The organism is Mesorhizobium sp. M0317 (assembly GCF_040321555.1).
GTDB lineage: Bacteria > Pseudomonadota > Alphaproteobacteria > Rhizobiales > Rhizobiaceae > Mesorhizobium.
Genome location: NZ_JAMYRV010000015.1, coordinates 42,611 through 55,471 on the forward strand (window position 1 = coordinate 42,611; position 12,861 = coordinate 55,471).

Annotated in this window: 13 protein-coding genes; 8 read left to right on the forward strand and 5 right to left on the reverse strand. The window is 64.8% G+C overall.

The features are described 5' to 3' along the window. Positions 1-104 precede the first annotated feature (104 nt). The 4 genes from NKI88_RS13435 to NKI88_RS13450 form a co-directional block, all read right to left on the reverse strand. On the reverse strand, positions 105-812 hold the full coding sequence (locus NKI88_RS13435) for an SDR family NAD(P)-dependent oxidoreductase (protein WP_352655574.1): 708 nt from the start codon (positions 810-812) through the stop codon (positions 105-107). A gap of 187 nt (positions 813-999) precedes the next feature. Further along, positions 1,000-2,580 carry a 5-guanidino-2-oxopentanoate decarboxylase gene (locus NKI88_RS13440; protein ID WP_352655576.1) on the reverse strand — a complete coding sequence of 527 codons (1,581 nt, stop codon included), beginning with the start codon at positions 2,578-2,580 and terminating at the stop codon, positions 1,000-1,002. After that, the gene (locus NKI88_RS13445; RefSeq protein WP_352655578.1) at positions 2,577-3,245 is read right to left on the reverse strand and encodes a TetR family transcriptional regulator C-terminal domain-containing protein; all 669 of its coding nucleotides are present in this window, start codon (positions 3,243-3,245) and stop codon (positions 2,577-2,579) included. The genes NKI88_RS13440 and NKI88_RS13445 overlap by 4 nt, the downstream gene beginning before the upstream one ends. Continuing rightward, positions 3,215-4,087 (reverse strand): dimethylarginine dimethylaminohydrolase family protein, encoded by an 873-nt coding sequence (locus tag NKI88_RS13450; protein ID WP_352655580.1) that lies wholly within the window; start codon positions 4,085-4,087, stop codon positions 3,215-3,217. Before NKI88_RS13450 ends, NKI88_RS13445 begins: the two co-directional genes overlap by 31 nt. A gap of 226 nt (positions 4,088-4,313) precedes the next feature. On the opposite strand from NKI88_RS13450, the gene NKI88_RS13455 reads away from it, so the two are divergent. The 7 genes from NKI88_RS13455 to NKI88_RS13485 all read left to right on the forward strand — a co-directional run bounded on the left by NKI88_RS13455 (position 4,314) and on the right by NKI88_RS13485 (position 10,646). Then, the gene (locus NKI88_RS13455) at positions 4,314-5,129 is read left to right on the forward strand and encodes an ABC transporter ATP-binding protein (protein ID WP_023729738.1); all 816 of its coding nucleotides are present in this window, start codon (positions 4,314-4,316) and stop codon (positions 5,127-5,129) included. Positions 5,130-5,182: 53 nt separating this feature from the next. Continuing rightward, on the forward strand, positions 5,183-5,983 hold the full coding sequence (locus NKI88_RS13460; RefSeq protein WP_023671323.1) for a transporter substrate-binding domain-containing protein: 801 nt from the start codon (positions 5,183-5,185) through the stop codon (positions 5,981-5,983). A 160-nt stretch (positions 5,984-6,143) separates the two neighbouring features. Next, positions 6,144-6,857, forward strand: coding sequence for an ABC transporter permease (locus tag NKI88_RS13465; protein ID WP_196814080.1), 714 nt, complete (start codon positions 6,144-6,146; stop codon positions 6,855-6,857). Next, a complete protein-coding gene (locus tag NKI88_RS13470; protein ID WP_023703668.1) occupies positions 6,857-7,666 on the forward strand; it encodes an ABC transporter permease in 810 nt (269 codons plus the stop codon). The genes NKI88_RS13465 and NKI88_RS13470 overlap by 1 nt, the downstream gene beginning before the upstream one ends. 112 nt (positions 7,667-7,778) lie before the next feature. Further along, positions 7,779-8,780 carry an Ldh family oxidoreductase gene (locus NKI88_RS13475; RefSeq protein WP_352655582.1) on the forward strand — a complete coding sequence of 334 codons (1,002 nt, stop codon included), beginning with the start codon at positions 7,779-7,781 and terminating at the stop codon, positions 8,778-8,780. A gap of 328 nt (positions 8,781-9,108) precedes the next feature. After that, positions 9,109-9,561: a DoxX family protein gene (locus tag NKI88_RS13480; RefSeq protein ID WP_023829355.1), complete on the forward strand. Its 453-nt coding sequence runs from the start codon at positions 9,109-9,111 to the stop codon at positions 9,559-9,561. 104 nt (positions 9,562-9,665) lie between these two features. Next, on the forward strand, positions 9,666-10,646 hold the full coding sequence (locus tag NKI88_RS13485) for a complex I NDUFA9 subunit family protein (protein ID WP_352655583.1): 981 nt from the start codon (positions 9,666-9,668) through the stop codon (positions 10,644-10,646). A gap of 15 nt (positions 10,647-10,661) precedes the next feature. On the opposite strand, the gene NKI88_RS13490 is transcribed toward NKI88_RS13485, so the two are convergent. Continuing rightward, positions 10,662-12,032: a cytochrome P450 gene (locus NKI88_RS13490; protein WP_023736883.1), complete on the reverse strand. Its 1,371-nt coding sequence runs from the start codon at positions 12,030-12,032 to the stop codon at positions 10,662-10,664. A 217-nt stretch (positions 12,033-12,249) separates the two neighbouring features. Here NKI88_RS13490 and NKI88_RS13495 point away from each other — a divergent pair, with 217 nt between their 5' ends. Next, positions 12,250-12,819 carry an NADPH-dependent FMN reductase gene (locus NKI88_RS13495; protein WP_023745825.1) on the forward strand — a complete coding sequence of 190 codons (570 nt, stop codon included), beginning with the start codon at positions 12,250-12,252 and terminating at the stop codon, positions 12,817-12,819. The last annotated feature ends 42 nt before the right edge of the window (positions 12,820-12,861 follow it).

Sequence of the window (12,861 nt, forward strand, 5' to 3'; positions counted from 1 at the left end):
GCGGTCGCCATGATTGAATGGCCAACCTCCGCTGTAGATCAGGCGAGGTCGGCAAAGGCCGCCATCGGAAGCCAAACCAAATGAACCGCTCTGCGCGGCGAACTTCAGGCGCGGCCGTAAAGTGGCGCCAGCGTTCCGCTCATTGCCAGATTGGCCGGTGATGCCAGATAGGCGATTGCCTCGGCGGCGGCTTCGAGGCTGACCCATCTGCCGAAATCGGCGTCCGGCATGTCGGCGCGGTTGGCCGGCGTATCGAGCGTCGAGGGCGCCACCGCGTTGACCAGTATGCCTTTGTGCTTCAGCTCTTCCGCCATCGCCACGGTCATCGCCGCCACCGCCGCTTTGCTGGCGGCATAGGCGACCATGCCGGCGCCTCGGCGCGGGTCGAGCCCAGCACGCGCCGTGACATTGACGATGCGGCCTGCAGTGGCCGAGCCAAGCATGGAGCGCACTGCCGCGCGGCAGCACAGAAAGGCGGTGCGAGCGTTGGTGTCCATCATTTCGGCAAAGGATGCGGATTCGATTTTCTCGACGGGGGCTGCGGCAAAGCCGCCGGCCAGATGGATGGAGGCCCACAATTCGGGAACGCTGTCATAGAAGGCATCGACCTTGGCAGGATCGGCGAGATCGACATTATGCGCCAGCCGGACGCGATCATGGGCCGCGAAGGGGAAATGCGAGGGGGCCGACGCGTGGGCATTGGGCACATGGCAGATCGCGCCGTCCGCCAGCAATTTGCCGACGACCGCGGCACCCAGCGCCCCGGTGCCGCCGGTCACCACGATATGCTTGCCCTGAACTGTTTCCGTCATCCTGGACGCTCCTGTCGTTTCTTATATTATGTCGCTTGTCGTGCCGCGCCGACGCAGAGCGTCGCGCCTTTTGCACGATCACTCAACCGACATCTCGACATGGCAGTTGTTGCGTCTTTGCATCGCTCGAAGCCGCCGACCGTCCCTTCCGACCCCCGCGCATGGACGTACGGCGCGCGGCCAGGCGTCAGTCGATGGTGATTTCGATGACGTGCGGCAGTCTGGTTGCGCGTGCGCGTTTGAGCGCATCGGCGAGACCGGCAGTACCGGCAAGCCGCTCGGCTGATATGCCGTAGGCCTCGGCCAGCTTGCAGAAATCCGGCGGCGCCGGGGAGACGCCGACCGGCTCGACGCCGACATCGAGCATCGACGTTTCGATCTCGCGATAGCCTCTGTTGTTCCAGACGACGAAGATGACCGGTGCGGGTGCATCGAGCGCCGCGCCCAGCTCCGGCAAGGTGAACTGGAAGCCGCCGTCGCCGGTCAGGCAAACCACCGGCACGCCGGGCATGGCGAGCGCTGCGCCGATCGCCGCCGGCGGCCCGTAGCCGAGCGCGCCGAAACCGGTGGCGGCGTTGAACCAGCCGCCTGGCCGGTCATGGTCGTAATAGAGATTGGCGGCGTAGATCGGCTGCGTGGAATCGCCGACGATGATAGCGCCCGGCAGTGCGTCGCGGATGGTTTCCACCGCACGCACCTGCGCGGCATAGGCCGGGCTGAGCTCGGCAAAGGCCGCCTTTCTCGACGCGGCTGCGCGGCTCTCGCCGTCCTTCGCTGCGGCATGATCAGGGTGGAGCGCGCCTAGCAGTGCACCAAGCGCCTCCGCGCAATCGGCCTGGATGCCGACGCTCACCGGGCGGCGGGCGAGCTGGTCGGCGCCGATATCGATGCGGATCAGATTGGCGGGCAGCACGAAGCCGCCGTCGCTGTAACCGTCATAGTCGGTCGGGCCGAATTCGGTGCCGGCAGCGATGACCAGATCGGCGTCTGCCATCAGCGCACGCACCGCCTTCAGGCTGGGGCTGGCCGGCACGCAAAGCGGATGCGCGTGCAGCAGACCGCGCGCATTGGCGGTCTGGACGACCGGCGCACCGAGCCGCTCGGCCAGGCGCTGCAGTGGCTGTTCAGCGCGCTTGGCACCGCCACCGGCAAGGATCAGCGGCCGGCGCGCGGCTGCGATCAGTTTGGCGGCCTCGGCAATGGCCGCGCCGTCCGGCGCCGGCGCCGCCGCATTGGTGAGCGAAGCAGCGATGCCGTCCGCCGGTTTGACCATGACGTCGGTCGGGATTTCGATATGGACGGGGCCCGGCCGCGACGACGAAAACAGCGCAAAGGCCCGCGCCAAAGCGCCCGGCAATTCGCTGGCCTCGGTGACACGCTGCGAAAACAGCGCCACCTTCTCCATCATGCCGCGCTGGTCCGGCAGTTCGTGCAGGAAGCCCAGCCCCTTGCCCAGCGTCGGCATCGCGTTGACGCCCGAAATCACCAGCATCGGCACCGAATCGGCGCGCGCCTGGCCCATTGCGGTGATGGTGTTGGTCAGCCCCGGTCCGGTGATGACAAAAGCGACGCCCGGCCGGCCGCTGGCGCGGGCATAGCCGTCGGCCATGAAGCCGGCGCCCTGTTCGTGACGCGGCGTGACATGGCGTATCTTTGAACGCGCCAGCCCCCGGTAAAGCTCGACAGTGTGGACGCCAGGAATGCCGAAAACGGTGTCGACGCCATGCGCTTCGAGCAGCGTGATCAGCGCTTCGCCGATGGTGGTCATGGCTTCTCTCCCTTTTGCGGCGCGAGGCCGAGCTCGGCCTCTATGGCTTTGACGCCGATCGCCGCCAATTCTCCAGGCGAGAACATCTCTGCGGCCAGACAGCCTTCGATCCAGAGCCCGTCGATGATCGCGTTGATCGCAATGGCATGGCGGCGCAGCTCATTCGCGTCCGGCCTGCGCTGTTCGGCGCCGAGCACTTCGGCGACGACCGCTTCCACCTCGTTGCGAAAGCCGAGATAGCCTTCGCGGTGGGCGCGAGCCAGGCTCGGATCCGCGCCGGCGCGGCCGATGAAGGTTGCCCACAGCGAAAACACGCGTGCATCGATGATCGGCGCGTTGAGGTTGGCGGTAACGAAGGCCGCAAGGCGCTGGCGCGGCGAGGCGTCTTCCATGAGCAATGCCGCCTTCGCCTGCTCCGTCATGCGGCCCATCAGCGCCGCGTACGCTTCCTGCAGCAAGTCTTCCTTGCCGGGGAAATAGTGCCGGATCAGCCCGGCGGTGACGCCGGCGCGCAGTGCGATGGTGCGCAGGCTGGCGCCCTCCAGCCCATGTTCGGCCACGCTGTCCAGGGTCGCCTCGATCAAATCCTGCCGCCGCCGCTCCTCGCCCTCGCGGCGGAACTTGCGGCGCTCATTCATTGCCGCAGGATGGGCCGCGTCAGGCATGTCGGCCCACCTTCGCAGGCGATGCAGAGCGCATCCGCCTCGAAGATTTGAACCGTGCAGCCGGCGGCTTCCATCGCGGCCCTGGTCTTGGGAAAGCCGGCGACGGCAATGACCTTGTGCGGGCTGGTCGGCAGCACGTTCAGGCTGAGGCCGTTGGACGCGGCAAACTCTTCGGCGTCGCCTTCCACCAGCCGGATGCCGCGCGCCTTCAGCAACTGATAGAACGGCGCCGGCAAAAGCGGTGAATAGACCAGGGCCAGGTCGTCGGCCAGCGGGCTGATCACCGACATCAGATGCAGGCACGCCTCCTCGCCCTGCCACAGCGGCAGATCGAAGCCGTAGACGGAAATGCCAAGCGGCGTCAGCAGGTTGGAAACCTGCTGTATGCCTTCCTGGTTGGAGCGCACCCCGCACCCGATCACCAGCGTGCTGGCATCCAGCCATACGCAATCACCGCCTTCGACCTGGCCGGGAGCCTGGACGCGGCCGAGGATAGGAATACCCAGGCGTGTGTAGGTTTCCTCATGCAGCGATGGCTCCCTGGCGCGCAGTGGCTTGCCCATGGACAGGATCAGCGCGCCGCGATCGGTCATCAGTGACGGATCGTGGGTGAATACGGAATCCGACAGCCCGTCGGCATTGTCATCGATCCATTCGATTTCGGCGCCGGAAGCCGTCACCAGTTCAGCAAGAGCCGCGTGCTGCGCCGCCGCTTTCACCGCATCGAAACCCGGGCCATAGTGCCAGGTAGCCCGGTCGGCGCCGCGCATGGCATTGGCCGCCGACCGCATCAGCACGCGCCGCAACGGCGCCGCCATGGACTGTGATCCGAAAGCGCTCATCGGTGCCCTTTTCAATGCCGTGTTCAGGGTGAAAAAAATGGAAGAAATTTCATCGGAGGCTATTTATACACTTGCACAATAAGGCCGCAAGTGCCGTAATGAGCGGGATTGACGGGCTCGCGCTGTTGGGTCCATGCTGAAGTCTGGAGTGGGCATTACAGCGTATGTTGATTAGCCGGATAGACGTTCGACGATCTGCCGTGGACCCTGTGGCAGAGGTTCCCCGGTGAGCGCGGCGGGACCCGCCGCAGTCCAATCCGGCAAGGCGCAGGACGGCGCCGCCGAAGCCATCCATGTCGAGAACCTGCACAAGAAATTCGGCCAGCTGCATGTGCTGAAAGGCGTTTCGCTGTCGGCGCGCGACGGCGAGGTGATCGCCATTATCGGCGGCTCGGGTTCCGGCAAGTCGACGCTGCTGCGCTGCATCAACTGCCTGGAAAATCCGACCAGCGGCATCATCCGCGTCAATGGCGAGGAGATCAAACTCAAGGCCGACAGCCACGGCCACACCGTGCCCGCCGACCGCCGGCAGATCGAACGCATCCGCGCCAAGCTCGGCATGGTGTTCCAGAACTTCAACCTGTGGAGCCACATGACGCTGATCGAGAACGTCATCGAGGTTCCGGTGCATGTTCTGGGCGTCAGGCGCGACGTGGCGATCAGGGAAGCCGAAAAGCTTTTGGCGCGCGTCGGCCTCGCCGAAAAGCGCGACGTCTATCCGGCCTATCTCTCGGGCGGCCAGCAGCAGCGCGCGGCGATCGCCCGCGCCCTGGCCATCAACCCGCGCGTCATGCTGTTCGACGAGCCGACCTCGGCGCTGGACCCGGAGCTGGTCGGCGAGGTGCTGAAGGTGATCGGCGACCTGGCGCGCGAGGGCCGCACCATGGTGCTGGTCACGCATGAAATGAAATTCGCCCGCGAGGTCGCGACCCATGTCGTCTACCTCTGCAACGGGCTGGTCGAGGAAGAGGGGCCGCCGGAGCAGATATTCGGCGCACCGAAATCCGAAAGGCTGAAGCAGTTCATCCGCAACATCGGCTAGGAAGGCCGGGACGGAAGAAAACCGGGAACCAACAACAAACTGGGAGTCGTGACATGAAGACTGTTCTGAAAACATTCGCCGCAGCGCTGCTGCTCGGCGTCGCCGCCATGGGCGTGGCCAAGGCCGATCCGGTCAAGATCGGCGTCGCCGCCGAGCCCTATCCGCCCTTCACCTCGCCGGACGCTTCCGGCAAATGGGTTGGCTGGGAAATCGAGTTCATCGACGCCGTCTGCGCCGAGGAGAAGCTCGACTGCGTCATCACGCCTGTCGCCTGGGACGGCATCATCCCGGCGCTGACGACCAAGAAGATCGACGTCATCGCCAGTTCGATGTCGATCACTGCCGAACGCGAGAAGACCATCGACTTCTCGGACAAGTACTACAACACGCCGACCGCCATCATCGGGCCGAAGGACCAGAAATTCGGCGCCACGCCGGACGATCTCAAGGGCAAAGTGCTCGGCGTGCAGGTGTCGACCACCCATTCGGCCTATGCGAAGAAGCATTTCGGGCCCACGGCTGCCGAGATCAAGGAATACCAGACGCAGGACGAAGCCAACAACGATCTGGCCGCAGGCCGCCTCGACGCCGTCCAGGCGGATTCGATCGCGCTCGACGCATTTCTGAAGTCGGACCAGGGCAAGGCCTGCTGCGATCTGAAGGGCATGGTGGCTCCGGACGATGAAGTGCTCGGACCGGGCGTGGGCGCCGGCGTGCGCAAGGAAGACACCGACCTTAAGGCCAAGATCAACGCCGGCATCAAGGCGATCCGCTCGAACGGCAAATATGACGAGATATCGAAGAAATACTTCGATTTCGACATTTACGGTGGTGGCGGCGCGCAGTCGAACTGACGATCCTCGCATGAGCTAGGGGGCATGGCGTTAGCGCCATGCCTCCCTGCCCGATCTTTCCCAGACATGCTTGCCGCCGGCGCTGCCGTCGGCGGTGGTTGAAGCCAGCAATCCGGGGGCGACGCTGATCGACGCACTTCTTTCGGCCTCGGCGGCCGGCATCATAGAACTTCTCTCGCCCAATCCGCCGGGCTGGGGCGGCACGCTGTTGCTTGGGCTGCTCCATTCGATCGAGATCGCGCTCGGCGCCACGGTCCTTGGTCTCCTGATCGGCACCGGTGGCGCCTTTGGCAAACTTTACGGCGGGCCGGTCGTACGCGACTTGCTGGCGGTTTACACCACCATCGTGCGCGCCGTGCCCGAACTGGTGCTGATCCTGCTGCTCTATTATGCCGGGACGGACCTGATCAACCAGGCGCTGACGGCAATGGGCTACCAGCGCGTCGACATCAGCGGCCTTGCCGCGGGCATCGCCGTGCTCGGCTTTGTCCAGGGTGCCTATTCGACCGAAGTGATCCGCGGCGCCATCCTAGCCATACCGCAGGGCCAGATCGAAGCCGCCCGCGCCTATGGCATGTCACCCGGGCTCATGCTGCGGCGCATCACCTTGCCGGCGATGCTGCCCTTCGCCATACCCGGGCTCGCCAATCTGTGGCTGATCGCCACCAAGGATACGGCCCTTCTGGCGGTCGTCGGCTTTTACGAGCTGGCGCTGGCGACGCGGCAGGCTGCGGGGGTCACCAAAGCCTATTTCACCTTCTTTTTCGCCGCGGGCGTGCTCTATCTCATCTTGTCGCTGGTCTCCAACCTGCTCATCGGCCGCGTCGAGGCCTGGTCGCGGCGCGGTATGCCGTCGCTCAAGGATGCGCGCTGATGGCCGGAGAAGCGACCATCATCAACGCTGCCGCGCGCACGTCGCTGTGGCTGCAGCCGCATCGCATCGTGCTGATCCTGGTCGCGATCGCGCTGGTTTTCGGCGCAGCCTTCTTCATGCGCTGGGATTGGCTGCCGCAATATTATGAAATGGGACTGATCGGCATCTGGCGCTCGCTGTGGATCCTGGCCGTCACCTGCTTTCTCGGCTTCCTGCTCGCCGTGCCGCTCGGGCTCGCGCAGGCCGCCGGCTCTTTCTGGTTTTCCGCGCCCGCCAGGACATTCTGCACCGTCATCAGGGGCACGCCGCTGCTGATCCAGCTATGGCTGCTCTATTACGGGCTAGGCTCGCTGTTTCCGCAATTTCCCTGGATCCGCGAATCCTGGATGTGGCCGTATCTGAGGCAAGCCTGGCCTTATGGAGTGCTGGCACTGACCTTGTCCTTCGCCGGCTATGAGGGCGAAGTGATGCGCGGCGCCTTTGCCGGCGTGCCGAAGGGGCAGTTAGAGGCGGCCCGCGCTTTCGGCATGAGCCGCTGGAAGATTTTCCGCCGCATCTGGCTGCCGCAGGCCATCTACCGGGCGCTGCCGACGCTGACCGGCGAAACCGTGCTGCAGCTGAAGTCGACGCCGCTGGTGGCGACGATCAGCGTCATCGACATCTTCGCAGTCTCATCCAAGGTCCGGCAGGACACCTACCTCACCTACGAACCCTTGCTGCTTTTGGCGCTGATCTACATGATCATCACCGGCCTCCTGGTGTTTGCATTCAGCAAGATCGAGGCGCGCATACCGAACAAGGTGGGCTAGGGAATAGTGAGTAGGCAGTAGTGAGTAGTCAGCATATGACCGGGAAACCGCTTGCTTTCGCTACTCCCTACTGACTACTCCCTACTCACTCACCACCAATCGGGTCCGCAACATGCAACTCTCTCTCGATCAGGCAACAGGGCTGTGCCGGATGGCGGCGCTCGGCGCCGGCGCCAATGAGGAGGCGGCGAGGTCGCTCACCGCCTCGATCATTGCCGCCGAGGCGGAAGGGCTTTCGACCGTCGGGCTGACCCATTTCATCGATTACCTCGAAGCGCTGGAAGCCGGCCGCATCGACGGCAATGCCGATCCCGTGATCACCAGGCCGGCGCTCGCCGTCTATCAATCCGATGCGCGTGGCGGCCTCGCCCATACCGGCTTCGACCGCACCATCGATGACCTTGCCAAGGCGGCAAAGCTGTTCGGCGTCGCCATCTTCTCGCAGAAGAACGCTTATACCTGCGGCGCACTAGGCTATTTCACCGGGCGTCTGGCGCAACTGGGATTGGTCTCCTTCGCCGCCACCAACGGGCCGGCGGTGCTGGCAGGCTCGGGCTCGGTCAAGCCGGTCTATTGCACCAACCCGATGTCGTTTGCGGCACCCGCCGCCGATGGCGCGCCGCTGGTCATCGACCAGTCGTCGAGCGCCACCGCCTTCGTCAACATCCGCAAGGCGGCCGAGGACGGCAAGAAGATCCCCGAAGGCTGGGCGCTGGACGCCAGCGGCAATCCGACCACCGATCCGGCCGCGGCCATGAAGGGCGCCATGCTGGCCTTCGGCGGCCAGCGTGGCGCCAACATCGCGCTGATGGTCGAAGTGCTGGCGGCTGGCTTGTCGGGCGCCAACTGGTCGCTCGACGCGCCCTGGTTCTCCGGCGGACCGGACAGCCCCGGAACCGGCCTGTTCGTGCTCGCCGTCGAGCCCAAGCTGCTCGACCCGGATTTCGAGCAGCGCATGAAGAACCAGCTCGACCGGCTGCGCCGGCGCTTTGGCGTGCACGTGCCGGGCCGGGCGCGGGCCGAAGCGGCCGAGAAGGCGCAGGCGCGCGGCATCAATGCCTCCAAAGCCGTGGTGCAGCGCATTTCCGAATTCGCCGAGCGCTATTCGGGCTGAAGCAGTCCTGCGACAACGAATTTTTACGCGACCTGGCTGAACCTTTCTACCGATCGCAACGACCAATAGCTGCCGGGTCGGGTTTGCCCGGTCGGTGTCTTCTGTCGGATGCGTTTAGGGCCCGGGCGGGCGTATGCCGTCTCAGGTTACCCGCCCCGTTGCGCTCTGTCTCGACCGTTGCGTCACGCGGAAAACGCCGCTTCGGCGGGGTTTTCTGCGTTCGTGCTCTGTGTGCTAAAACTTGATGGCGGAAGTTAACTTTTGTTAACTTGACTTGCCGGGAACCATCGGGCGTTTGCGAGAGGTCATCACAACAACAGGAGCTACGATGTCCGCAACCACCGACGCCTCCCGCGGCAGACTGATCATTCCGGTGTTTGGCCGCCTGTACTCGTCGCTGCATGACGGCGCCGAAACCCTTCTGCGCGTCGTCGCCGGCGGGTTTCTCACCATTCACGGCTCGCAGAAGATCACCAACCCTTTCGGCGCCGCCGAGATGGTCGAAGGCCTCGGCTTCTATCCCGGCGCGTTCTGGTCGCTGCTTTTGTCCTGCACCGAATTCTTCGGCGGCATTCTGATCGCCATCGGCCTGTTGACTCGGCCCGCCGCCTTTGCCGGCATGATCGTGCTGCTGGTCACCGTCTGGTTCCACTGGATCACTGTCGGCCAGGGCTTTTCCGGCGCTGAAAAGTCGCTTCTATGGGCGGCGATCCTGCTGTTCTTCGTTATCCGCGGCGGCAACCGCCAGTCGGTCGACGCGCGCATCGGCAAGGCGTTCTGAAGGGTCTATAAGAGGGTGGCAGCGACGACGCGTCACCCTTTGCCTTTGGCCCAAAACGGACTATGAAACGGCTTCAGCCAAGCTTTCGAGCGCCGGAGCCAGCCATGACCGAAATCCTGCAGATCCCCAAGCTCGTGGTCGTCTTCGGCGGCTCCGGCTTCGTCGGCCGCCACATCGTGCGGGCGCTGGCCAAGCGCGGCTACCGCATCAGGGTGGGGGTGCGCCGGCCCGATCTAGCGGGACATCTGCAGCCCCTCGGCAATGTCGGCCAGATCCAGCCGGTGCAGGCCAATGTGCGCGTGCGCTGGTCCGTCGACCGCGCCGTGCAGGGCGCCGACCATGTCATCAATCTGGTCGCTATCCCGCATGAAAGCGGCCGGCAGAAATTCAACACCGTGCACGAATTCGGCGCCCGCGCCGTCGCCGAAGCCGCGCGCTCGGTCGGCGCAGGACTGACCCATATTTCGGCGCTTGGCGCCGACCTCAACGCCGAATCCGACTATGCGCGCACCAAGGCGCTCGGCGAAAAGGCCGTCCTGGAAACGATCCCGGACGCCGTCATCTTCCGACCGTCGATCAATTTCGGACCCGAGGACAGTTTCTTCAACCGCTTCGCCGACATGGCGCGCTATTCGCCGGTGCTGCCGCTGATCGGCGGCGGCCAGACCAAGTTCCAGCCGGTCTATGTCGGCGATGTCGCCGAAGCGGTGGCGCGTTCGGTCGAGGGCAAGATCAAGGGCGGCCAGATCTATGAACTCGGCGGGCCGCAAGTGCTCACCTTCAAGCAGTGCATGGAAGAGCTGCTGACCGTCATCGAGCGCAAGCGGCTCCTGGTGCCGGTGCCGTGGTGGATGGCCAATCTGCAGGCCTCGATCCTCGGCCTGCTGCCCAACCCGTTGCTGACCAAGGACCAGGTGCTGCTGCTGCGCCAGCCCAACATCGTGTCGGAGGAGGCCAACAAGGCCAACCGGAACCTTGCCGGCATCGATATCCAGCCGCAGTCTATCGGCACCATCCTGCCCAGCTATCTCTGGCGCTTCCGCGCCGCAGGCCAGTTCCAGCGCAAGCCCGCCGGCATCGCGTAACAAGGCGTTGCGCCGTTAAACGCGCCGCGTCACCTGCATCGGCAGGCCGCCTTGCGGCTGTGTCGTCAGTTTCTGCACCGGCCACGGCTTGGTCTCGGCCGTCACGTCGAAGCGGAAGCGCGACAGCATGATGGCCAGCGCAATGATCGCCTCCTGCATGGCGAAGCTGGCGCCGATGCAGATGCGCGGACCGGCGCCGAACGGCAGATACTGGAAGCGGTCGATCTTCTCGCGGTTTCCCGGATGGAAGCGTTCGGGCATGAAGGCGTCGGGCATGTCCCACAGTTTTCTGTGGCGGTGGACGACCCAAGGCATCACCAGTACGGCCGCGCGCTTGGGGAGCACCAGATCGTTCCAGGTCTCCGTCTCGATCGGCTCGCGGTTGATCGACGGCGCCGGCGGATAAAGCCGCAGCGCCTCCTCGAAGGCGGCGCGGGTGAACGGCATTGCGTCGAGCCATTTCGTTGGGTCGGGTTCGCGCGCCAGCACGGCCTCGATCTCGCGCTCGACCTTTTCACGCTCCCACGGCGCTTCGGCGAGGCAGTAGATCGTCCAGCCCAGTGCCCGCGCGGTGGTCTCGTGGCCGGCGCCGATGAAGGTGATGATGTTGTCCTCGACTTCCGCCCGCGTCAGCCCGTCGGGGCCTTCGGCGCGCAGCAGAAGCGTCAGGAAATCCTGCGGCGCGGTGTCGGGGTCGCGCTTCAGCCGCTCCTCGCGCATCTTGACTGTATCGGTGACGATCTTGCGGAAATACGCCATGGTCTTGCGGCCGCGGATGCGGGTCAGCCGCGGCAGCCATTCGGGCGCGCGCAACAGGTCGAGCGGATCGACACGGCCCATCGTTTCGAACAGGCGGTCGATCTCCTGCGCGAAACTGCCGGGCTCGCCCGCAATCTCGCCCGAAAACAGCGTCTCGGCCAGGATATCGTAGGTGAGCAGCGTCATGTCATGGGCGACATCGGTCATGCCGCCTTCGTCATAGCGGGCGACGAACTGCATCGTGCGGCGCAGCATCGGCTCGGCGAAGCCGAAGATATGCCGCGGCGTGAACACCGGCGCCATCGCCTTGCGCGAGCGCTTCCACACCTCGCCTTCGGCGGTCAACAGCCCGTCGCGCAAGATCGGTCGCAGGATCATCTGGCGCACCGTCGCCATCTTGTAGTTCTTGGCGTTGTCGATCAGCACGTGGCGGATAAGGCCGGGATCGTTGGCGACGATCAGATGCCCGCCGACGCCATTCGCCGAAATCCAGGGCTCGTTGTAGGTGTGCTCGCCCCACAGTTCGAGCGGATTGCGGTAGACGATCCGCATCATCTCCAGCGTCGAAGGCGGCGTCGTGCGCGGCTTGGGCGCCGGCGGCACGAAGGGGACGGGCTGCGTGTCCATGAGGTGCTCCGCTGATAGCTCAGATGTAGTGGCTGGCAATCCGGGCGTCCATGTGACCGAACGGCAAACTGAAACGCTGCAGCGCCCGGTGTGCCCGACAGACGGTGTGTTCATCGGATCGTGACCGCCGGTGAAACGGTTGCGGCTTGTCCGGTTGGACACTCTGCCATAGGTGACAGTTACCAACAGCTACTGCCAATCGCCCAGGAGAGTCCGCTTGAAGCACAAGCTGAACATCATAATCGGCAGCACGCGGCCGGGCCGCGCCGGGCCGGTCTTCGCCCACTGGCTGGAGGATTTTGCCCGCGAGCACGGCAAATTCGAACCGGTGCTGACCGACATTGCCACGTTCCATCTGCCGGTTCTGGACGAGCCGCATCACCCCAGGCTCGGCAATTACCAGAACGACCACACCAAAGCCTGGTCGAAGGTCATTGATGCCGCCGACGCCTTCGTGTTCGTTGCGCCGGAGTACAATTATTTCGTGGCGCCTGCGATCGTCAACGCCATCGACTACCTTGCGCGCGAATGGAAATACAAGCCAGCCGCCATTTTCAGCTATGGCGGGGTTTCCGGAGGCCTGCGCGCCGCGCAGGCGCTGAAGCCGCTGCTGACCGCGGTGGGCGTCATGCCCATCTCGGAAGGCGTCGCGCTGCCGATGTATCAGAAACTGCTGGAAAGCGACGGCTCCTTCCAGGCTAGTGAGCAGGTAGAGGGTGGGACCAAGACCATGCTGGACGAGCTCTCGCGCTGGAGCGGGGCGCTGAAGCCGATGCGGGCTACGTAACGCAGCCGGCCCCGGCTTGCTCATGCCATAAAGAGGTGGAAT

What these genes read in the sequence shown, in the direction of transcription:
- NKI88_RS13435 (WP_352655574.1), bottom strand. Translation starts at nt 812, where the DNA reads ATGACGGAAACAGTTCAGGGCAAGCATATCGTGGTGACCGGCGGCACC.
- NKI88_RS13440 (WP_352655576.1), bottom strand. Translation starts at nt 2,580, where the DNA reads ATGACCACCATCGGCGAAGCGCTGATCACGCTGCTCGAAGCGCATGGC.
- NKI88_RS13445 (WP_352655578.1), bottom strand. Translation starts at nt 3,245, where the DNA reads ATGCCTGACGCGGCCCATCCTGCGGCAATGAATGAGCGCCGCAAGTTC.
- NKI88_RS13450 (WP_352655580.1), bottom strand. Translation starts at nt 4,087, where the DNA reads ATGAGCGCTTTCGGATCACAGTCCATGGCGGCGCCGTTGCGGCGCGTG.
- NKI88_RS13460 (WP_023671323.1), top strand. Translation starts at nt 5,183, where the DNA reads ATGAAGACTGTTCTGAAAACATTCGCCGCAGCGCTGCTGCTCGGCGTC.
- NKI88_RS13470 (WP_023703668.1), top strand. Translation starts at nt 6,857, where the DNA reads ATGGCCGGAGAAGCGACCATCATCAACGCTGCCGCGCGCACGTCGCTG.
- NKI88_RS13475 (WP_352655582.1), top strand. Translation starts at nt 7,779, where the DNA reads ATGCAACTCTCTCTCGATCAGGCAACAGGGCTGTGCCGGATGGCGGCG.
- NKI88_RS13480 (WP_023829355.1), top strand. Translation starts at nt 9,109, where the DNA reads ATGTCCGCAACCACCGACGCCTCCCGCGGCAGACTGATCATTCCGGTG.
- NKI88_RS13485 (WP_352655583.1), top strand. Translation starts at nt 9,666, where the DNA reads ATGACCGAAATCCTGCAGATCCCCAAGCTCGTGGTCGTCTTCGGCGGC.
- NKI88_RS13490 (WP_023736883.1), bottom strand. Translation starts at nt 12,032, where the DNA reads ATGGACACGCAGCCCGTCCCCTTCGTGCCGCCGGCGCCCAAGCCGCGC.